The following is a 20,115-nucleotide window of genomic DNA, read 5'->3' as shown; positions in this document are numbered from 1 at the left end:
GCGCCTTGGCCGCTAGTCTCCGACGAGAGCAGTGCACGTAAGCGCGTTGCTCGTTGCTCCGCAGATGCGGGGCGACTAGGTTCCACACCGGTCCTTATCCGACAGTTCGACATCCGAGGTGACGTAGGCGTGGCTCTTCCGCCCCTTACCCCTGAACAGCGCGCAGCCGCGCTCGAGAAGGCCGCCGCGGCTCGCCGGGAGCGCGCCGAGGTCAAGAATCGGCTCAAAAACTCCGGCGCTTCCCTCCATGACGTCATCAAGCAGGGCCAGGAGAACGACGTCATCGGCAAGATGAAGGTCTCCGCCCTCCTGGAGTCCATGCCCGGCGTGGGCAAGGTCCGCGCCAAGCAGATCATGGAGCGGCTCGGCATTTCCGAGAGCCGCCGGGTCCGCGGTCTGGGCACCAACCAGATCGCTGCCCTGGAGCGGGAATTCGGCAGCAAGGCCGGCTGAGTTTTCTGGCACCGCCGGGGAACTGGAATAATCGCCGCATGGCTGCAACACCCCGGGGCTCATCCCCCGCATCCCCGGACTCCCGTCCGCGGCTGACCGTGCTCTCCGGCCCCTCCGGGGTCGGGAAGAGCACGGTCGTCGCCCATATGCGCAAGGTCCACCCCGAGGTCTGGCTCTCGGTGTCGGCCACCACCCGCAAGCCGCGCCCCGGGGAGCGGCACGGCGTCCAGTACTTCTTCGTGGACGACGAGGAATTCGACAAGCTCGTCGCCAACGGCGAACTGCTGGAGTGGGCCGAATTCGCGGGCAACCGCTACGGCACGCCGCGCAAGGCCGTCCAGGACCGCCTGGAGGCCGGCGAGCCCGTCCTGCTGGAGATCGACCTCCAGGGCGCGCGGCAGGTCCGCGAGTCCATGACGGAGGCCCAGCTGGTCTTCCTGGCTCCGCCGAGCTGGGAGGAACTGGTCCGCCGGCTCACCGGCCGGGGTACGGAGGCGCCCGAGGTCATCGAGCGCCGCCTGACGGCCGCCAAGGTCGAGCTCGCGGCCGAGACCGAGTTCGACGTCACCCTGGTCAACACCTCCGTCGAGGCCGTCAGCCGCGAGCTGCTAGCCTTGATGAAGGTTCTTTGATCTTTACACCGGTTTTCACCCCCTTCGGAAGGCAGAGAGTGTCCTCTTCCATCACCGCGCCCGAGGGCATCATCAACCCGCCGATTGATGAGCTTCTCGAGGCAACCGACTCGAAGTACAGCCTCGTGATCTACGCCGCCAAGCGCGCCCGTCAGATCAACGCGTACTACTCGCAGCTCGGCGAGGGCCTGCTGGAGTACGTCGGCCCGCTGGTCGACACCCACGTCCATGAGAAGCCCCTGTCCATCGCGCTCCGTGAGATCAACGCGGGCCTGCTGACCTCCGAGGCCGTCGAGGGCCCGGCTCAGTGAGCAGTACGGCGTCGAGCGGTACGGCGTCCTGAGGATTCCGCCCCGATGCCTTCACCAAGGGCCCGGCAGCGCCGCTGCCGGGCCCTTGGTGTGTCATGGGAGAGATGACCAACCGGGTCCGCACCCCACGGGGACGGAACCCACGGCGTGGGGAGAGAACGCGATGGACAAGCCGACACAGCCGCGGCCGGCCGCCGGACCGGTGCACGCGACGGGCGTGGCGGACGGGACCGGCGCGGTGGACGGGAGCGGCCCGGACCGCCGCCCCAAGGTCGTCCTGGGGGTCAGCGGCGGCATCGCCGCGTACAAGGCGTGCGAGCTGCTGCGCCGGCTCACCGAGTCCGGGCACGACGTCCGGGTCGTGCCGACCGCGGCCTCCCTGCACTTCGTCGGCGAGGCCACGTGGGCCGCGCTCTCCGGCAACCCGGCCTCCACCGAGGTCTGGGAGTCGGTCCACGAGGTGCCGCACGTCCGTATCGGCCAGTCCGCCGACCTGGTCGTGGTGGCCCCCTGTACGGCCGACATGCTGGCCAAGGCCGCCCACGGCCTGGCCGATGACCTGCTGACCAACACCCTCCTCACCGCGCGCTGTCCGGTGATCTTCGCCCCGGCGATGCACACCGAGATGTGGGAGCACCCGGCCACCCAGGAGAACGTCGCCACACTGCGCCGCCGCGGCGCGGTCGTCATCGAGCCCGCCGTCGGCCGCCTGACCGGCGTGGACACCGGCAAGGGCCGCTTCCCGGACCCCGCCGAGATCTTCGAGACGTGCCGCCGCGTCCTGGCCCGCGGTCCGCTCGGTCTCACCCAGGACCTCGCCGGCCGGCACGTCGTCGTCAGCGCCGGCGGCACCCGCGAGCCCCTGGACCCGGTCCGCTTCCTGGGCAACCGTTCCTCCGGCAAGCAGGGGTACGCGCTCGCCCGTACCGCCGTGGCCCGCGGCGCCCGCGTCACCCTCGTCGCCGGCAACAGCGAGCTGCCCGACCCGGCCGGGGTGGACGTCGTGCACATCGGTACGGCCGTCCAGCTCCGCGAGGCCGTACTGAAGGCCGTGGCGGACGCCGACGCGGTGGTCATGGCGGCCGCCGTGGCCGACTTCCGCCCCGCCGCGTACGCCACCGGCAAGATCAAGAAGCAGGACGGCCAGGAGCCCGAGCCGGTGGCCCTCGTCCGCAATCCGGACATCCTCGCCGAGATCTCCGCGGACCGTCCCCGTCCCGGCCAGGTGGTGGTCGGCTTCGCCGCCGAGACCGACGACGTCCTCGCCAACGGCCGGGCCAAACTCGCCCGAAAGGGGTGCGACCTGCTGGTCGTCAACGAGGTCGGCGACCACAAGGCGTTCGGATCGGCCGCGAACGAGGCGGTGATCCTGGCCGCCGACGGCGCCGAGACCCCCGTACCGTACGGCCCGAAGGAAGCCCTCTCGGACCGGATCTGGGACCTCGTGGTCCCCCGCCTGACCGCCTCGTAGCCCCCTCCTTCCCCGCCTATTCCGTGATCGGCGACCCTCTTCCGGGCCGCTGTCGGAACGAGAACTTCCTCTTTCCGGCGAGGTGTCCCAGGTCACGGTGGGTCCAGAAATCGAGACTACGTGCCCGAACGCGGCTCATGACCGATAAACTGGCCCCGGATCGCGCCGAGCGCAGCTCTCGGCCTTTCCACCAATGATCAGCCAGCAGCCGCTGCAACCCCAGGGAGCGATGTGTCCCGCCGCCTGTTCACCTCGGAGTCCGTCACCGAGGGTCACCCCGACAAGATCGCTGACCAGATCAGCGACACCATTCTCGACGCCCTCCTGAAGGAGGACCCGACCTCCCGGGTCGCCGTCGAGACGTTGATCACCACCGGCCTGGTCCACGTGGCCGGCGAGGTGACGACGAAGGCGTACGCCGACATCCCCAACCTCGTGCGCAACAAGGTTCTGGAGATCGGCTACGACTCGTCGAAGAAGGGCTTCGACGGCGCCTCCTGTGGCGTCTCCGTCTCGATCGGCGCACAGTCCCCCGACATCGCCCAGGGCGTCGACACCGCTTACGAGAAGCGTGTCGAGGGCGACGAGGACGAGCTGGACAAGCAGGGCGCGGGCGACCAGGGCCTGATGTTCGGCTACGCCTGCGACGAGACCCCGGAGCTGATGCCGCTCCCGATCAACCTCGCGCACCGCCTCTCCAAGCGCCTGTCCGAGGTCCGCAAGAACGGGACCATCCCGTACCTGCGCCCCGACGGCAAGACCCAGGTCACCATCGAGTACGACGGCCACAAGGCCGTCCGCCTCGACACCGTCGTCGTCTCCTCCCAGCACGCCTCGGACATCGACCTCGACTCGCTGCTCGCCCCCGACATCCGCGAATTCGTCGTCGAGCACGTCCTCAACCAGCTCGTCGAGGACGGCATCAAGCTGGACACCGACGGCTACCGCCTGCTGGTCAACCCCACCGGCCGCTTCGAGATCGGCGGCCCGATGGGCGACGCCGGCCTGACCGGCCGCAAGATCATCATCGACACGTACGGCGGCATGTCCCGCCACGGCGGCGGCGCCTTCTCCGGCAAGGACCCGTCCAAGGTCGACCGCTCGGCCGCCTACGCCATGCGCTGGGTCGCCAAGAACGTCGTAGCGGCCGGGCTGGCCGCCCGCTGCGAGGTCCAGGTCGCCTACGCCATCGGCAAGGCCGAGCCGGTGGGCCTGTTCGTCGAGACCTTCGGCACCGCCACCGTCGACGTCGACAAGATCGAGAACGCCATCGCCGAGGTCTTCGACCTCCGCCCGGCCGCCATCATCCGCGACCTCGACCTGCTCCGCCCGATCTACGCCCAGACCGCCGCCTACGGCCACTTCGGCCGCGAACTGGACGAGTTCACGTGGGAGCGCACGGACCGCGTGGAGGCGCTGCGGGGGGCTGTGGGGCTGTAAGGCTTCGCACTCAAGACCCCGGCTCCGGCCCGCTTCGGCGGGTCGGAGCCGGGGTTTTCGCTTGGTTCGGACGGGTTCTCGGTCGCTTGAAGCTGCCGTGCGCCGTCAGCGCAGGGAGATTCCCAGCAGGACGCCTGCCGAGGTGAGGAGCAAGAACAGGCCGATCCAGATCATGGCGCGACGGATGCACCGGTATTTAACGGTGACAAGCACGGACAGGACCGCGAACTGGCTCACATCCCGGTCTCTGAGGTCCGTCTGCTGCATCCTGGCTTTCAGCTGACGTACAGGAGTACCGGCAGCTGCGTCGCCGAAGTAGTGGGTACGGTCCCCGTGACTGGCTCCTGTGCGCGGGACGATGGCAAGCCCCAACAGCAGGAATGACGGCACGACAGCCGTGCAGCCGGCCCAGAACAGCGCTTGGGCGATCGGGGCATAGGCCAGAGGCTTCACTCCGCCGGCACCGACGGCACCGACCAGCGCGGTCAGCGCCATGCCGAAGATGGTCAGTGCGACGTTGGCCTTGTGGTCCGCTTTCAGCATTTCCTCGCGTGTTTCGGACAGGAGGATCCGGGCGAGACGCGCCCCGCTGTCCGGCCTCTCGTCTCCGGTATGGCCGTGCACACCGTTCCCCTTCCTGTGAGCGTTCGGAATCGGACTGCGAGCAAGGCGTGAGGACCGGCTGCGGTCGGAGCGACTGTCGTGAGCCCGGGGGCAGCTTCACACCGTGGAGGCGCGTCGCATCTCGTCCTCCAGGGTGTTCACTGCTTGACTGACCCGGATGTGCATCGCGGCCACATGTTCGCGGCGATCGGCGTCGATCTCGGCCTTGCGCCGTTTCACCCGGTCTTCGCATTCCGCATGCACGATCTCGGCGTCCGCCATGGCTTGTCGCTCGACTGTCCGCACGGCTTCCTCGTGAACCCGTACCGCGCTGTTGCTCCGGGCGGCGAGCAGACGATCGTAACTGTTCTCACTGCCCGCCAGTTTCGCGAGAACCGGCAGCACGTCGACGAGGACGAACAGCAGCCGTACCACCCAGACACCTGTCAGCAGGGTGGCGTTCTTGCCGGCCAGTTCTTCCAGTGCCTGCATCCGTTCCAAGATGCCGATACCGCGTTGCTTCGCACGCTCCTCTGCGACACGTTTGGCGATCTCCTGGTCCCGGGCTTTGAGAAATGCGTCCCGAGAACCGGCCAGCCTGCTCCCACCGTCCCTGATGCGCTCGTTCATCTCGGCCAGCCGTCGTTCGTTGGCGGCGGTGTGATGAGTGCGCCGGTAGTCCTTGGCCTTCTCACGCAGCCTCAGACATTCCGACGTCCGCTGAAGGAGCCCGGAGCGCACGTCCCGGACCAGCTGCTCGCACTCACCCCGTACTTGGGCATCGAGAACCTCCAACCGGTTGCTGTCCCGGTCGACCTGTTGCTGGAGCGCGGCCGCGTCCTTGCGAAGTGTGCTGAGTGCGTCGTACCCACTCGCAGGAGAAGCATCGAATGAGAGCAGATGGTCCGCGCAGTCCGTCGGCCGGTCGCTCGTCGGCTGTGACGGATCGGTGTTGCAGCGCAGAAGATTGCTGCGCAAACGGTCCACCACTGCGTGCCGCTGGTCTCGTACATGCTCTTCCACGGCGGTTTGAAACACGCGTAGAACGAGCGGCTCAGCGACCACGATTCCCAAGAAGAAGGCGATGAGAAGTCGCAACAGCAGGGGAGCCGCACGCCGCTTGAGATTCGGCTGAGGGGCGATCAGCCACCGGTCCAAGTTAAGTACGAACAGCATCCACAGTGCCGCAGGGAACAGCGACAGAAAGGTGTTTTCGCCGACTGCCTCGTTCGCGAAGTTCCACATCGAGAAGGCTGCGACGATGGAGGTCCCCAGTACGACACCCCCGAGCGCCGTGTACTTGCTGCGCTCGTGCCAGACCCAGGACAGCAGATCCTCGTCCACGCCGGTCAGTGATCGCAGCCGACGAGCCGGGGACATACGGTCGTGCGACCGGTGGGGTTCGGCCCGGCCGATCCCGTCCGGGGGTTCGGAGAAGTCAGTCAAGATCGTCCTCGTCCTTGATGAAGCCGCGGCGATCGTCGTGTGTGCCGTCACCGACGGCCCGCGGGGAAATGCCGGACGAGGGAGGGCACCCGCGGCCTGGGACCGTTTTTCCGGTTCCCTGTTGCCAAGGTTCAACAGTTGCTGGAGCAGCTCGTGGTCGACGTAGCCGGATTCCCGTGACTGGTTCAGCACGGCGAGTATCAGGGACCGGCGCATTTCCCGTTCGGCCGATTCGCGCTCGTGAGCGCGTTGTTTGTCATCCGCCGTGGCCTGCCTGACGTGCGCCTTGTCGTCCGCTGCCACTTGGTGGACGCGCGAGGCAATGGCGTGTGGGTTGATGTCGTTCCGGGCCACGCCGAACGCATCCGCAAAATGACTGCCTTGAGAGAGCAGCTCCGCGATGCGGTGTACGTCATCCGTTTCGAAATCCCGTTGGCCCCGCACGAGTTCCTGCATTCTGCGCTCGTCCCGTACTTCCTGCTCCCAGGTACGGAGGTCATCCGGTGTGAGCACCTCGATTCCGACGAACTCCACGCTCATTCCGATGATGCGAGGGGGGATGATGGTGGTGTAGGCGGCCATCCTGCGAGTCACCTGCTCACGCACCGCGTTGACTTCCTCGATACGGTGCGCAGCGCTCGCACGGGCCAGCTCGTTGTCGCCGGCAAGGTACGCGCGCAGTGGCACCGCCGCGTCGATGACGCCTTGCCGGGCGACGGTGGCGGCGTCCGTCACCTGGCAGGTGAAGGACGCTCTGACGGTGAAGGAGTCCGCCTCGCTCACCGAGGGGATGGTTCGTTCGGCCTCCACCAGCCTGGCACGAGTGTCGACCAGACTGACGGAAGTGGCATCGACCGCGTCCAGATGCGTGGGGTCGAATGAGATTCCTTCCGGGTAAACGCTGTACCGGCCGCTGACCTGGAATACGTACACCGCTCCGGGCGGGAGCTGGGGGACATCGACGCGTCGTCGTCGCCGGGAGAAGAATCCGCGCTGGACGGGATTCAGAATCTGTTCTGTCACAACGGGAAATGTCACTTCGTCAGCCTCCTGGAGTGACCGGCATGAGGGCATGAGGCATCATGCGGAATCGGTGGAGCCGAGCAACAGGCGAGCCAACTGCTGGATGCCCGGCAGGGCGTACTGGGGATGGTGCAGAGCGGCCGGCAGATCGTGGAGCAAGGCGGCTCGCTGTCGGCTGTTCATGTGGGATTGCATCGCTTCGCCGAGAAGTCGCACCGTGCGGGAAGCCGTTTCTTCCTTCCGTAGGGCGACCAATGTCCGGCACAGTTCAGCAACGGCAGCCGCCCGGAATGGGCTGTGCAGTACCGTTGCCCACAGTGAGCCGAACTGATCCGTGACACCCGTGTCGTTGCGCAGCAGAAACGCGGCGAGAGGCTCATCGGAATTCAATCGCCTGGCTCCCAGCACCTGGACGATGATGGAGAAGACAGTGAGCCGGCCTCTGCCTCGCGGTGTGCACCGAGCTTGCGTACGGAGATATCGCAGGACGAGTCGCGCCCGCTCCGGTTCCCGCTCAGTGGTGGCCAGGAGCAGTACCAGTGAGCGCCGGGCCGCGCTCGCGACGCGCTCGCCGCGTGAGGCGAGCAGCCACAGCCAATTGAGGGTGTCGAGCCGATAGATCGTTCCGAGTTCGCCTGCGAATGCCATGGCTGCGGTGATGGCACGCTGCTGTCCATGTCCCTCTGTCCAGCTCGATGCCAAGCTCAGAGCTTGCCGCGCGAGCTGTTCGTCGGCGCACATGAACTGCAGGGCCAAGGCCGCTGTGACGCGCTGGCTGCTGAGGCCGTCCGCCCACACCTCCAACAGCTTCTCTTCCACCTCGGCGAGCGCATGACGAGCAAGAAGAGCCACACCACGCGCCACCTCTTGGCGGACGGCCAGGCTGCCTTCCAGACTGAGTTGCTCCAGCCACTGACGTAACGGGTACCAGAGTTCGTACCCGTACAGGCCGTGCAGCTCGCTGATCACGAGGTCACGGACGCGCGGAGAGGTGAAGACGACGTGTCGTTCGCTACGGCAGTAATCCGCGCTGCCGTCAACGCACTGCACTGCTTCGGCAATGCCCACGGCGCGCTTGTTCCACCGGACACGCGCCTGATCGATCCTTGTGGTCGGCTGGCGTGGGGCTTCTTCCTCTGCCGGAAAATCGCCGGACGGCTTCTCGGCGTTTTGGACACACTTTTCGAGAGAGACCAGGAGTTCCTCGAAGGTCCGTTCCGGAAGCCCGTTGGCGAAGGCGAGGGCCGCCACCGGCAACAGGTCCTCAAGAGTGGGAGCGTTTCCGAACCATCTCTCCACCGTTTCTTTCGCGCTGTCGCGCAAGGCGTCCAGCGCCGCTTCCGGGCCTTCGCCGAGCTTCTCCGCCACCGCCACGACGTCGGCGGGCCGCCGGAGCTCGCTCACGCGTGTTCGAAGCTCGGTCATCCCCGATGTCGGTGCGTCGGGGGAGCCCAGGTCTTCGACGCAGTGGTCGAAGAGACGGAGCGATTCCGGCGCGCGCCAGGTGACCGCAAAATCTTTGAACGCCAGACGATGTCGTGTGGCCGGCGAGGACGTGATCACCAAGAAGGATCGCTTCCGCCGCAGCTCGGCACGTAGCGCCTTGATCTCGTATTCTTGTACGGCATCCGTTCCGGTTTCGCCCAGGTAGTCGAGGATGACGTAGCCAGCGTCCTTTCTCAGCTGGCCTGGTGATGCCAATTGCGCGAGGGAGTTGATCGGAGAGAGGCTGCGCAACCCACACTGTGCGCCCAGCAGATCGCGGAGCAGGGAGAAGGCTGCTGCACGTCGCCCACACCCCTCTTCACCGACTACGACCAGTAGGTGTTGTGTCTGCAGTTTCCCGGCCGCGGTGTCGTAATCGTCAGGGTGCAGGAAGTTGCGCAATACCAGGTCGATCTCTTCTGGCTCCACCAATCCGGGAATGTGTCCTGGAGTGGCGGGGGACCCGAAGCCGAAAGTCGCATCGGCGGCGTTCACCTGGCTGTAGAAGTAGTTGTTGACGCGCTGCCCCAGCGCGTTGTCGAGATCGCGGTAACCCTGTTCGTCCTGCTCCCGTTCCAGGTCGGCGCGCTGTGCTGCTTCCCGCTTGCCGGGGGTGTCCGTCTGGCCGGGCTCGACGGTGTCCGATTCGGCTGCCGGCCTCTCCTGCGCCGAATGGTCAGGTGCCGGCCGTTCGTCCGCGTTCGCTTCCGCGATGGAGGGAGTGCCAACCTCCGGCTCAGCCACGTGGTCCACCGAACCCGAACACGCTGCCGGGTGCGTTCACCGTGTCGTTGAAGTTGTTCTGATTGACATGGTGGCCATGGACAGCCGGAGGAACGTGGTGGCTCCTTGTGGCCTCGCCGTCAGGCTTGCCTGTCGGTGGTGCTTCCTGCGTGTTGTGTGACGGTTGCGAGGCTCCTGCGTGGTTGCCGTCCTGGCGGCTCATCTCCGGCCGTTGTGTGCTGTGAGGCGCGGGCTCGTTGCCTTCCAGGAGCGGCCCACCGTCACCGCCGAGGTCCAAACGGTGGACGTCGTCTCCGGGAACCCACAACCAGGCCACGGATCGATATTCCTTTTCGTGGATCTTCACGGGCCGGAAAGCATCAGGGGAAAGCGTGGTGTGGCCGCCGACGACGGTGGTGTTGTACACCTGGTCGGACAGGGCCAGCACGAGGTCGGCCTTGTCGGTGGCCCGCAGAGCGCGGTACAAGGCGGTACAAGCCAGCAGACGGGAGGTGACCACTACGGTGCTCCCGGCATACCCGTTGTCCGCGACCTCCACAGGGCCGTGGTGGACGGAGGCCCGCAGTCGCAGCCAAGCCTCGCTGACGCGAACCCGGTTGTACTGGTGAAGTCCTGAAGCGATGTGCCGCATGTAGTCGTCGATGACGCGTGGCTCCGCGCGCCCGTCCATGGGCAGGACGGCCAGCTGTTCGTCTCCCTTGGCCTGGAAATGCCAGTGCGAGCGATCCAGCCCGGCGTTGTGAGCCGCCTGTTCGAGCAGCCGCGGCAGGTCGTGCTGGATCTCCGATTGCCGACGGTCGTTGTTGCCTCCGTAGGCCTGTACGTCCAGGGCGAGGCATGTGCTGAAGCGGTAACCGGTCCGTCCGGACACGTGTCAATTCCTCTCATCCTCGGCGTCGCGCGGATGTTCCGGCGAAGCGCTGACGGCGAGATTAGGAGGAACGCGGGCAGGCGATTCCGTATCAGTACGGGTTCTCGGCACTAATTTTTGCGAACGCGCGTAGTCGCGGGATGTCACTGATCGTAATTTTGCGGTACCTGCGTTCCACCAGGCCCATCTGGGCCAGGGCGGCGAGCGCCTTCTCCGCTGTGGGCAGCGCAACGGCGGCGAGTGAGGCAAGTTCCGCCTGGGTGAGCGTCACCCCGAGATCGCTGCGCCGGACGTCACCCTGTGACGCGCATCCGTACGTCTGAGCTGTTTCCACGAGAACCCGGGCCAGCCGGACCGGGGACTCGTAGGCCCGGAAGTCCAGCCGGCGCCGGTTCGCCCAACGCAGTCGAGAGCTGAGCATCCCCAGCAGCGCCACCATCGATGTCTGGTGCTGCGACAAATGTGCAGTCAGGGATTTCAAGTGGATGATGCGGGCCGATACGTCACCACAGGCAATCACAGAGCCGGAACGCGGTCGGTTCTCAAAGGCAGCCATCTCTCCCACCAGGTCCCCGGCGACGCGGACGGCGAGGAGCATCGTGTAGCCGTCCTCCGAGTGTGATTCCACCTTGACCACGCCTCGGGTGATCAACAGAACGTGTCTGCCGTCGTCGCCTTGTCTCAGAAGGGTGCGGTGGGCCGGATATTGCATGACCGTTCCCAGACGCAGAAGGTCTCTCTGGGAGTCTTCCGGCAGTCGGCCGAGCAGGGTTGCCTCCGGCCAGTGTTGCTCTGTAAGGCCGTAGTCGTCCGCCGGTGGCGTGTTCTTGCGTCGGTGCGCTGAGTTTCCGGGATGCACGGATACATGGTGCCGCGAGCCGGTGGCGCGTGACAGGTTGCGTAACGGGGGCGGGAACGTGCTGGGCAGGGCAGCTTCGGCCCGGGGCGGCCGGGGGCGAGGTGAGGATCAGGTGCGGGCCTTCGCGCGGGTGAGCGCTGTCAGTCCCGTCTGCTAAGACTGATGCTGTGAGCAGGGAAGACGACGGGCCGGGTGTGGAGCCGGAGCAGCTTGCGTTGATTCGGGAGGCGGTGCGGGGGACGAAGGCGGCGCGGGCGAAGCCGCGGACGTGGCGGGGGGCCGAGCTGGCGGAGCGGTTGCCGGTGGCGCGGGTGCTGGTGGACAAGGGGCTGGTGCATCTCGACCGGTATTTCGACTACGCGGTGCCGGCGGCGATGGACGAGGAGGCGCAGCCCGGGGTGCGGGTGCGGGTGCGGTTCGGGGCCGGGGAGAAGGGGGCCGGCGGGAAGGGGGGAAGCTGGTCAGCGGGTTCGTGGTGGAGCGGGTGGCGGAGAGTGAGTACCGGGGGTGCTCGCGCCGATCGCGCAGGTGCTGTCGCCGGAGCGGGTGCTGACGCCGGAGTTGCTGGGGCTGTGCCGGGCCGTCGCCGACCGGTATGCGGGGACGCTCGCGGACGTGGTGCAGCTGGCGGTGCCGCCGCGGCGGGCGCGGGTGGAGGGGCGGGGGAGCGGGGAGCTGCTGCCGGTCGACGCGCCTCCGGAGGCGGGGAGTTGGAGCAGGTATCCGGCGGGTCCCGGGTTCTTGGCGGCGTTGGGGCGGGGGGACACGCCGCGTGCCGTGTGGACGGCGTTGCCGGGGCCGCACTGGCCGCAGGAGCTGGCGCGGGCGATGGCCGCGACGCTGGCCTCGGGGCGTGGGGCGCTGGCCGTGCTGCCGGACGGGCGGGCCGCGGCGCGGGTGGATGCGGCGCTGGGGGAGCTGATCGGGGAGGGGCGGCATGTGGTGCTGAGTGCCGATGCCGGGCCCGAGGAGCGGTACCGCCGGTGGCTGGCGGTGAGCCGGGGCGCGGTGCGGGCGGTGGTCGGGACGCGGGCGGCGATGTTCGCGCCGGTGCGGGATGTCGGGTTGGTCGCCATTTGGGATGACGGGGACGGTAGTCACAGTGATCCGCACGCGCCGCAGCCGCATGCGCGGGAAGTGCTGTTGCAGCGGTCGGTGACGGAGCGGGCGGGCTTCCTGCTGGGCGGCCTGAGCTGCACGGTCGAGGCGGCGCAGCTGGTGGAGACGGGCTGGGCGCGGCCGCTGACGGCCGAGCGGGAGCAGGTGCGGGCCGCGGCGCCGCTGGTCCGTACGGTCGGTGACGCCGACGAGGCGCGGGACGCGGCGGCGCGGGCCGCGCGGCTGCCGACGCTGGCGTGGCAGGTGGTGCGCGAAGGGCTGCAGCGCGGGCCGGTGCTGGTGCAGGTGCCGCGGCGGGGGTACGTACCGCGGCTGGCGTGCGAGCGGTGCCGGGAGCCCGCGCGCTGCCGGGCCTGCGCCGGGCCGCTGGAGGCGCGGGCCGCAGGTGAGCTGCGGTGCGGCTGGTGCGGGCGTGAGGAGGGGGACTGGCGCTGCGGGGAGTGCGGAGGTGTGCGGCTGCGCGCCCAGATCGTGGGGGCGCGGCGGACGGCGGAGGAGCTGGGGCGCGCGTTTCCGGCCGTGCCGGTGCGCACGTCGGGGCGCGACCATGTGCTGGACACGGTGCCCGGCGTCCCGTCCCTGGTGGTGAGCACGCCGGGCGCGGAGCCGGTCGCCGAGGGCGGTTACGCCGCCGCGTTGCTGCTGGACGGGTGGGCGCTGCTGAGCCGTCCCGACCTGCGGGCGGGCGAGGAGGCGCTGCGGCGCTGGCTCCAGGCCGCGGCGCTGGTCCGGGGCCATGCGGAGGGCGGCACGGTCGCGGTCATCGCGGAGGCGACGCTGCGCCCCGTACAGGCGCTGGTGCGCTGGGACCCGGCCGGGCACGCGGTGCGCGAGCTGGCGGAGCGGGCCGAGCTGGGCTTCCCGCCGGTGTCCCGGATGGCGTCGGTGACGGGCCGTCCCGAGGACGTGGCGGAGATGCTCGCGGCGGCCGGTCTGCCGGAGGGCGCCGAGGTGCTGGGCCCCGTACCGGTGCCGGTTCCCGAAGCGGGGCGACCGCGCCGGCCGGGGGACCCGCCGCCCGGGGAGGAATGGGAACGGGCGCTGGTACGGGTACGCCCCGGCCAGGGTGCCGCGCTGGCGGCGGCGTTGAAGACGGCGCAGGCGGCGCGGCTGGTCAAACGGGAGGGGGAGGCGGTGCGGGTGCGGATCGATCCGCCCGATCTCGGGTAGCCGGGCAAGGGTTCTGCTGGTGCTGGTGCTGGTGCTGGTGCTGGTGCTGGTGCTGGTGCGGCGGGTGCGGCTGGGGTGGGAGGCAAGGAGGGCCGCCCCGGGGGCGGGCCGGGGCGGTGGGCGCGGTCAGCCGTTGCGGGGGCCGGGGAAGACGCCGGGGCGCGCCTCTTCCCGCGCGGGGACGGAGGCCTGGCCCGGCAGCGTACGTGCGGCGGGGACGGCCGGTGCGCTCGGCATACCGGGGGAGACGGCCAGGCCGCGGGCCGCGGACGGCTCGGGCGTACGGACCGCCTCGCCGGTCTCCGGGCCGGGCTGGGAGGTGGAGCGACGGGCGCCGTAACGGCGGTGCACGGCCTGTTTGGTGACGCCCAGGGCGGAACCCACCGCGTCCCAGGAGAAGCCCAGCGAACGGTCGAAGTCCACCGCCGCCGTGACGAGGGTCTCGACGCTGTCGCGCAGTTCCTGGGCGAGACGTACGGTCGGGGCAGGGGCGCGCCCGTAGACGACGAAGCCGGCGGACGGGCCGGTGCGCCGCGGCCGGTAGACGTTGCCGAGCTGAGCTGTCAGGGTGCGCAGGGCGTCCACCTGCCGGCGGACCCGCTCGATGTCCCGTACCAGAAGGTGCAGGCTGGCGCGTGCCTGGGCGTCGTGGGTTGCGTGGTCGGCCATGAACAAGCCTCTCGAACCGGCGTTGAATGTGCAGAGAATCGTGACAAGAAGGTGAAAACGAGCGGGCCGCGAGGGCGGCCCGGTCGGTCAATGCTGCTTGACCAACGCGACAGACGCGGCTTCGGTCACGGTATGGGGGCGTACGGGTTCCAATGAGGGGCGCGCGTCTGTTCGCACGCCCCCCGAAGGTGTGGCCCATAGACTGGTGCGCCGTTCCGCAGCGTGTGAGAGGTAGTACGCCACCCATGAGGCTCGTCTTCGCCGGCACCCCCGAGGTCGCCGTACCCGCCCTGGATGCCCTGATCGCCTCGGACCGGCACGAGGTCGTCGCCGTCGTCACCCGGCCCGACGCCCCGGCCGGCCGCGGCCGGCGGCTGGTCGCCAGCCCGGTCGCCGAGCGCGCGGAGGAGGCCGGCATCGAGGTGCTCAAGCCCGCCAGACCGCGTGACGAGGACTTCCTCGCCCGGCTGCGGGAGATCGCGCCGGACTGCTGCCCGGTGGTGGCCTACGGGGCACTGCTGCCGAAGGTGGCCCTGGACGTCCCCACGCGCGGCTGGGTCAACCTGCACTTCTCGCTGCTCCCCGCATGGCGCGGCGCCGCCCCGGTGCAGCACGCGGTACTGGCGGGCGACGAGGTGACCGGCGCCTCCACCTTCCTCATCGAGGAAGGGCTGGACTCCGGGCCGGTGTTCGGGGTGGTGACGGAGGAGGTACGGGCGACCGACACCAGCGGCGACCTGCTGACCCGGCTGGCCCTCGCCGGGGCCGGGCTGCTCGCCGCCACCATGGACGGCATCGAGGACGGCACGCTCACGCCGGTGCCGCAGCCGGCCGACGGCGTCACCCTCGCGCCCAAACTGGAGGTCGAGGACGCGAAGGCGGACTGGACGGCGCCCGCGCTGCGCGTGGACCGGGTCGTGCGCGGGTGCGCGCCGCGCCCGGCGCGTGGACTGTCTTCCGGGGGAGCGGCTGAAGCTGATGACGGTCGGGCTGGTGACCGACCGTACGGACCTGGCCCCCGGCGAACTCGCCGTCACCAAGAAGGCGGTGTACGCCGGCACGGGCAGCCACGCGGTGGAACTGCTGTGGGTGCAGCCGCAGGGCAAGAAGCCGATGCGCGGCGCGGACTGGGCGCGCGGGGTGCGGATCGGTGAAGGGGAGCGGTTGGGGGAGTGAGGCGGGGAGTGGGCGGGGGTGAGGCGAGTATGTGAGCCGGGAGCGGGCCGGAGGCGGCGGCCCCGACCGGCACCGCCCCGTGGCGCGCACCGCCGTGCCACGTAGGCTGGGGGCGAACCTCGTCTCGTATCAGCGGAGCACATTTCTCGTGAGTGGTCAGTCGCGTCGTCCCAGCAAGCCCTACCGCCGGCCCAAGAAGGACCCGGTCCGGATACTCGCCTTCGAGGCGCTGCGGGCCGTCGACGAGCGGGACGCGTACGCCAACCTGGTGCTGCCCCCGATGCTGCGCAAGGCGCGCGAGAACGAGGACTTCGACGGGCGGGACGCGGCGCTGGCGACCGAGCTGGTGTACGGCACGCTGCGGCGGCAGGGCACCTACGACGCGATCATCACGCGCTGCGTGGACCGGCCGCTGCGGGAGGTGGACCCGCCGGTCCTGGACGTCCTGTCGCTCGGCGCGCACCAGCTGCTCGGTACGCGCATCCCGACGCACGCCGCGGTGAGCGCGACCGTCGAACTGGCTCGTGTGGTGCTGGGCGACGGGCGGGCCAAGTTCGTCAACGCCGTGCTGCGCAAGATCGCCGCGGACGACATGGACGGCTGGCTGGAGCGCGTCGCGCCCGAGTACGACGACGACCCCGAGGAGCACCTGGGGATCGTGCACGCGCACCCGCGCTGGGTCGTCTCGGCGCTCTGGGACGCGCTCGGCGGTGGCCGCGCCGGCATGGAGGACCTGCTGGAGGCCGACAACGAGCGGCCCGAGGTCACGCTGGTGGCCCGGCCGGGACGGTCCACCACCGAGGAACTCATCGAGGCCGTGGGCGAGGAGAGCGCCCTGCCGGGACGCTGGTCCCCGTATGCGGTACGGCTTGCCGAGGGCGGTGAGCCCGGCGCCCTGGACGCGGTGCGCGAGGGCCGGGCCGGTGTGCAGGACGAAGGCAGCCAGCTGGTCGCGGCGGCGCTGGCCAACGCGCCTGTCGAGGGCTCCGACCGCAGCTGGCTGGACGGCTGCGCGGGGCCGGGCGGCAAGGCGGCCCTGCTGGGCGCGCTCGCCGCGCAGCGCGGTGCCAAGCTGCTCGCTTCCGAGAAGCAGCCGCACCGCGCGCGCCTGGTGGCCCGTTCGCTGGCCGGCAACCCCGGCCCGTACGAGGTCATCGCGGCAGACGGCACCCGCCCGCCGTGGCGGCCCGGCTCCTTCGACCGGGTGCTGATGGACGTCCCGTGCACCGGTCTCGGCGCGCTGCGCCGCCGCCCCGAAGCGCGCTGGCGGCGCCGCCCGGAGGACCTGGACAGCTTCGCGCCGTTGCAGCGGGAGCTGCTGCGTCAGGCACTGGTGTCGGTACGGGTCGGCGGCGTCGTCGGCTACGCGACCTGCTCGCCCCACCCGGCCGAGACGCGCGCCGTGGTGGAGGACGTCCTCAAGGGGCGGGCCGGAGCGGACGTGACGGCGGAGTGGATCGACGCCCGCCCGCTGATCCCGGGCGTGCCCGCACTGGGCGACGGACCGGACGTGCAGCTGTGGCCGCACCTGCACGGTACGGACGCGATGTACCTGGCGCTGCTGCGGCGGACGGCGTGACGCCCGGGGTGTGCACCGCTGCCCGGGACCTGCACCGCTGCTGCCCCAGGACGCTTTGCCTGACGTGATCATGCCGGGATAAGCTGCCGGTGACAACGGGGATCACGGCCGCAGGGGTGTCGGACAGGCACCGGACAAAAACCTCGCGGAGACGTGAGTGGGGAGACGGCGAACAGGCCGGGGACGGAACGCTGGTCAAGCGCTCCTGAGGCTTGTCGGGCCCCACACCACCATGTGTACGGACAAGGCGCCGACCGCGCTTGTCCACGTACGCGTCGACGGGGATCACATACCGGCCGTCATCGGTCCGCCAGATGGACGGCCACTGCTGCCGGGGTCGTCATTCGGCCCTCGGAACGGGGAAAAAACTATGAAGAAGCGTCTGATCGGTACGGTCGCGGCCACCGCGGTGCTCGCGCCGGCCCTGATGTTCAGCGCCTCGGGGCAGGCGTTCGCCGCCACCAAGACGGTCACCTGGAAGAACAAGGGCAACGGCAAGTGCCTGGTCGCCCGGGGTTACTGGGTCGGCGTGGGTGACTGCGGGCCTGCCGCGAAGTGGAAGGAGACCAAACAGTCCGACGGAACCTTCGTGCTGAAGTCCGCCGACCACGGTTTCTGCCTCGACAGCAAGAAGGACGGCACCGTCCGCGCCAACCCCTGCAACGGCGGCAAGAACCAGAAGTGGCGCGAGCTCAAGGACTCCCTGGGCTGGCGTCTGCAGAACAAGGCCACCGGGCTCACCCTCGGCTCGAAGACCAGCTCCGGCTCGCCCGTCTACGCGGGATTCGACGGCGGTATCAAGCACCAGCGCTGGAGCTGAGCCCCGAAGGCGCCCGGCGCCCGGCGTTGGAGTCCGGCGCCCGGTAGGGACGTGACCCCCTGACATGGTGACGGGTCATTCATCGCGCATCGGCCGCCGGCCTTGCGTTCGCCCTGGGGCGGACGGAGGGCCGGCGGCTTGCTGCTGCGCGGCCCGGGTGAAGGCGGCGGGCTCGTTCCCGTACGCCCAGTGGCCCCCTCGGCACCGCCTCCGGCCGGCGGCCCGGCCCACCCGCTTAGGCGCGTCCGGGGCGGCAGGACATACTGGAGGTATGGCCTTGATCAACCCCAGCATCCTGTCCGCAGACTTCGCCCGGCTCGCCGAGGAGGCGAAGGCCGTCGAGGGCGCCGACTGGCTGCATGTCGATGTGATGGACAACCACTTCGTACCGAACCTGACGCTGGGCGCTCCGGTCGTCGAGGCGCTGAGCAAGGCGACGGACACCCCGCTCGACCTGCACCTGATGATCGAGGACCCGGACCGCTGGGCGCCGCAGTACATCGAGGCGGGCGCCGGTTCGGTCACCTTCCACGCGGAGGCGGCGGCCGCGCCCGTACGCCTGGCGCGGGAGATCCGGGCCAAGGGCGCGCGGGCCTCGATGGCGCTCAAGCCGGCCACGCCGATCGAGCCGTACGAGGGCCTGCTGCCCGAGCTGGACATGCTGCTGATCATGACCGTGGAGCCCGGTTTCGGCGGTCAGGCCTTCCTGGACATCATGCTGCCGAAGATCCGCCGGACCCGGGAGCTGATCTCCAAGCACGGACTGGAGCTGTGGCTCCAGGTGGACGGCGGGGTGTCGGCGTCCACGATCGAGCGGTGTGCCGAGGCCGGCGCGGACGTGTTCGTGGCGGGTTCGGCGGTCTACGGCGCGGACGACCCGGCGAAGGCGGTGCGCGAACTGCGCGCGCAGGCCGAGTCCGCGACGGCCGCGGCCGGCTGGGGCTGCGCCCACTGACACAGGGGCGCCCGCCGGACCGCGCGGGCGCCGGCGCCGCACGTGGTGTGCGGGGAGCGCGCACCGATCCCCGCACGCCGGTGTTTCTTGGTGTCGCCGCTACCGGGTGTTCACGACGGCCGGGCGGTGATGGTCCCCGACCACCTCGGGTTTCTGCAAGGATGAGCAAAGACTCGATCAGGTGCGCACAAGGGGAGAATCTCGTGGTTGCCAGCCGCCCGCAGTCCGCAATGGGCCCCGCCGAGCTGGTGCAGGCCGCGGCCATGGCCCGCCGCTTCTACCTGGAGGGCAAGTCCAAGATCCAGATCGCCGAGGAGTTCGGCGTCAGCCGCTTCAAGGTCGCCCGGGTGCTGGAGACGGCGCTGGAGCGTGACCTCGTACGGATCGAGATCCGGGTCCCGGCGGAGCTGGACGCCGAGCGTTCGGACGCGCTGCGGGCCCGCTACGGCCTGCGGCACGCGGTCGTGGTGGAGTCGCCCGCCGACGCCACCGACGACGCCCCCGACCCGGAGAACCTCGGCGAGGTCGCGGCCGACCTGCTCGGCGAACTGGTCACCGAGGGCGATGTGCTGGGCCTGGCCTGGGGCCGGTCCACCATCCACATGGCGGCCGCGCTGCACCGCCTCCCGCCGTGCACGGTCGTCCAGCTCACCGGCGTGTACGACGCGGGCACCGCGGACCGCGGCTCGGTCGAGGCGGTACGCCGGGCGGCCGACGTCTCCGGCGGCGAGGCGCACCCGATCTACGCGCCGATGCTGCTGCCCGACTCGGCGACGGCCGCCGCGCTGCGCGGCCAGACCGGCATCGCCCGCGCGTTCGAGTACTTCGACAAGGTCACCGTCGCCTGCGTCTCCATCGGCTCCTGGGCGCCGGGCATCTCGACCGTCTACGACATGCTCTCGGAGCAGGAGCGGGAGCACTACGCCTCGCTGGGCGCCGCCGCCGAGATGTCCGCGCACCTCTTCGACGCCGACGGCCGCCGTATCGGGCGGGACCTAGGCGAGCGGTGCATCACGGTCGAGGCGGACCGGCTGCGGCGCATCCCCGAGGTCGTGGCCATCGCGGGCGGCCGGCAGAAGGCGGCCGCGATCGGCGCGGTGCTGCGGTCCGGGCTGGTGACCAGCCTGGTCACGGACACGGCCGCCGCCGACCACCTGCTGCTGGAGACCGGGCCCGGCCCGCGTCCGGCGCTGGAGCGGGCGGATCCGGACGGGGCCTGAGCGGGCGGGTCCGGAGGCGGCCTGAGCGGGCGATCCGGACGGGGCTCGGGCCCTGGTGCGGAGGGTGGT

General features: G+C 69.9%; 15 protein-coding genes and 2 pseudogenes. 11 read left to right on the top strand and 6 right to left on the bottom strand.

Features of this window, described 5'->3' with window-relative positions:
• Positions 1 to 129 precede the first annotated feature (129 nt).
• The 5 genes from ACEXOX_RS10675 to metK all read left to right on the top strand — a co-directional run bounded on the left by ACEXOX_RS10675 (position 130) and on the right by metK (position 4,307).
• Complete coding sequence (locus ACEXOX_RS10675; RefSeq protein ID WP_030999380.1) at positions 130 to 453, top strand: integration host factor; 324 nt, start codon at positions 130 to 132, stop codon at positions 451 to 453.
• Between the two features lie 38 nt (positions 454 to 491).
• A complete protein-coding gene (gene gmk, locus ACEXOX_RS10670; RefSeq protein ID WP_033040058.1) occupies positions 492 to 1,085 on the top strand; it encodes a guanylate kinase in 594 nt (197 codons plus the stop codon).
• 38 nt (positions 1,086 to 1,123) lie between these two features.
• Positions 1,124 to 1,396, top strand: coding sequence for a DNA-directed RNA polymerase subunit omega (gene rpoZ, locus ACEXOX_RS10665; protein ID WP_003982715.1), 273 nt, complete (start codon positions 1,124 to 1,126; stop codon positions 1,394 to 1,396).
• 163 nt (positions 1,397 to 1,559) lie between these two features.
• Positions 1,560 to 2,867: a bifunctional phosphopantothenoylcysteine decarboxylase/phosphopantothenate--cysteine ligase CoaBC gene (gene coaBC / locus ACEXOX_RS10660; protein WP_406520142.1), complete on the top strand. Its 1,308-nt coding sequence runs from the start codon at positions 1,560 to 1,562 to the stop codon at positions 2,865 to 2,867.
• A gap of 231 nt (positions 2,868 to 3,098) precedes the next feature.
• Positions 3,099 to 4,307: a methionine adenosyltransferase gene (gene metK, locus ACEXOX_RS10655; protein ID WP_406520140.1), complete on the top strand. Its 1,209-nt coding sequence runs from the start codon at positions 3,099 to 3,101 to the stop codon at positions 4,305 to 4,307.
• A gap of 105 nt (positions 4,308 to 4,412) precedes the next feature.
• Here the strand turns inward: metK and ACEXOX_RS10650 are convergent, their stop codons facing one another.
• From ACEXOX_RS10650 to ACEXOX_RS10630, 5 genes are all read right to left on the bottom strand, one after another.
• Entirely contained in the window at positions 4,413 to 4,931 is a 519-nt protein-coding gene (locus ACEXOX_RS10650; protein ID WP_406520139.1) for a Pycsar system effector family protein, read from the bottom strand.
• A 96-nt stretch (positions 4,932 to 5,027) separates the two neighbouring features.
• Positions 5,028 to 7,379: a DUF4407 domain-containing protein gene (locus ACEXOX_RS10645; RefSeq protein WP_406520138.1), complete on the bottom strand. Its 2,352-nt coding sequence runs from the start codon at positions 7,377 to 7,379 to the stop codon at positions 5,028 to 5,030.
• Between the two features lie 57 nt (positions 7,380 to 7,436).
• Positions 7,437 to 9,608 carry a hypothetical protein gene (locus ACEXOX_RS10640; protein ID WP_406520136.1) on the bottom strand — a complete coding sequence of 724 codons (2,172 nt, stop codon included), beginning with the start codon at positions 9,606 to 9,608 and terminating at the stop codon, positions 7,437 to 7,439.
• Complete coding sequence (locus ACEXOX_RS10635) at positions 9,601 to 10,479, bottom strand: hypothetical protein (RefSeq protein WP_406520134.1); 879 nt, start codon at positions 10,477 to 10,479, stop codon at positions 9,601 to 9,603. Before ACEXOX_RS10635 ends, ACEXOX_RS10640 begins: the two co-directional genes overlap by 8 nt.
• Positions 10,480 to 10,570: 91 nt before the next feature.
• Positions 10,571 to 11,338 (bottom strand): Crp/Fnr family transcriptional regulator, encoded by a 768-nt coding sequence (locus tag ACEXOX_RS10630; RefSeq protein WP_406520132.1) that lies wholly within the window; start codon positions 11,336 to 11,338, stop codon positions 10,571 to 10,573.
• 167 nt (positions 11,339 to 11,505) lie between these two features.
• Here ACEXOX_RS10630 and ACEXOX_RS10625 point away from each other — a divergent pair.
• Positions 11,506 to 13,627 (top strand): annotated as a pseudogene (locus ACEXOX_RS10625) (primosomal protein N').
• 126 nt (positions 13,628 to 13,753) lie between these two features.
• On the opposite strand, the gene ACEXOX_RS10620 reads toward ACEXOX_RS10625, so the two are convergent.
• Positions 13,754 to 14,296: a hypothetical protein gene (locus tag ACEXOX_RS10620; RefSeq protein ID WP_406520130.1), complete on the bottom strand. Its 543-nt coding sequence runs from the start codon at positions 14,294 to 14,296 to the stop codon at positions 13,754 to 13,756.
• A gap of 245 nt (positions 14,297 to 14,541) precedes the next feature.
• Here ACEXOX_RS10620 and fmt point away from each other — a divergent pair.
• The 5 genes and pseudogenes from fmt to ACEXOX_RS10595 all read left to right on the top strand — a co-directional run bounded on the left by fmt (position 14,542) and on the right by ACEXOX_RS10595 (position 20,046).
• Positions 14,542 to 15,472 (top strand): annotated as a pseudogene (fmt, locus tag ACEXOX_RS10615) (methionyl-tRNA formyltransferase).
• 148 nt (positions 15,473 to 15,620) lie between these two features.
• Entirely contained in the window at positions 15,621 to 17,051 is a 1,431-nt protein-coding gene (locus tag ACEXOX_RS10610; protein WP_406520128.1) for an RsmB/NOP family class I SAM-dependent RNA methyltransferase, read from the top strand.
• 370 nt (positions 17,052 to 17,421) lie between these two features.
• Complete coding sequence (locus tag ACEXOX_RS10605; protein ID WP_406520126.1) at positions 17,422 to 17,871, top strand: RICIN domain-containing protein; 450 nt, start codon at positions 17,422 to 17,424, stop codon at positions 17,869 to 17,871.
• A gap of 271 nt (positions 17,872 to 18,142) precedes the next feature.
• Positions 18,143 to 18,826, top strand: coding sequence for a ribulose-phosphate 3-epimerase (rpe, locus tag ACEXOX_RS10600; RefSeq protein WP_406520124.1), 684 nt, complete (start codon positions 18,143 to 18,145; stop codon positions 18,824 to 18,826).
• A gap of 230 nt (positions 18,827 to 19,056) precedes the next feature.
• Positions 19,057 to 20,046: a sugar-binding transcriptional regulator gene (locus tag ACEXOX_RS10595; protein WP_030999354.1), complete on the top strand. Its 990-nt coding sequence runs from the start codon at positions 19,057 to 19,059 to the stop codon at positions 20,044 to 20,046.
• The last annotated feature ends 69 nt before the right edge of the window (positions 20,047 to 20,115 follow it).

The sequence above is a fragment of the Streptomyces sp. Ac-502 genome, from assembly GCF_045222935.1.
GTDB classification, from domain to species: domain Bacteria; phylum Actinomycetota; class Actinomycetes; order Streptomycetales; family Streptomycetaceae; genus Streptomyces; species Streptomyces monomycini.
This window is presented reverse-complemented; position numbering and strand designations above follow the sequence as displayed.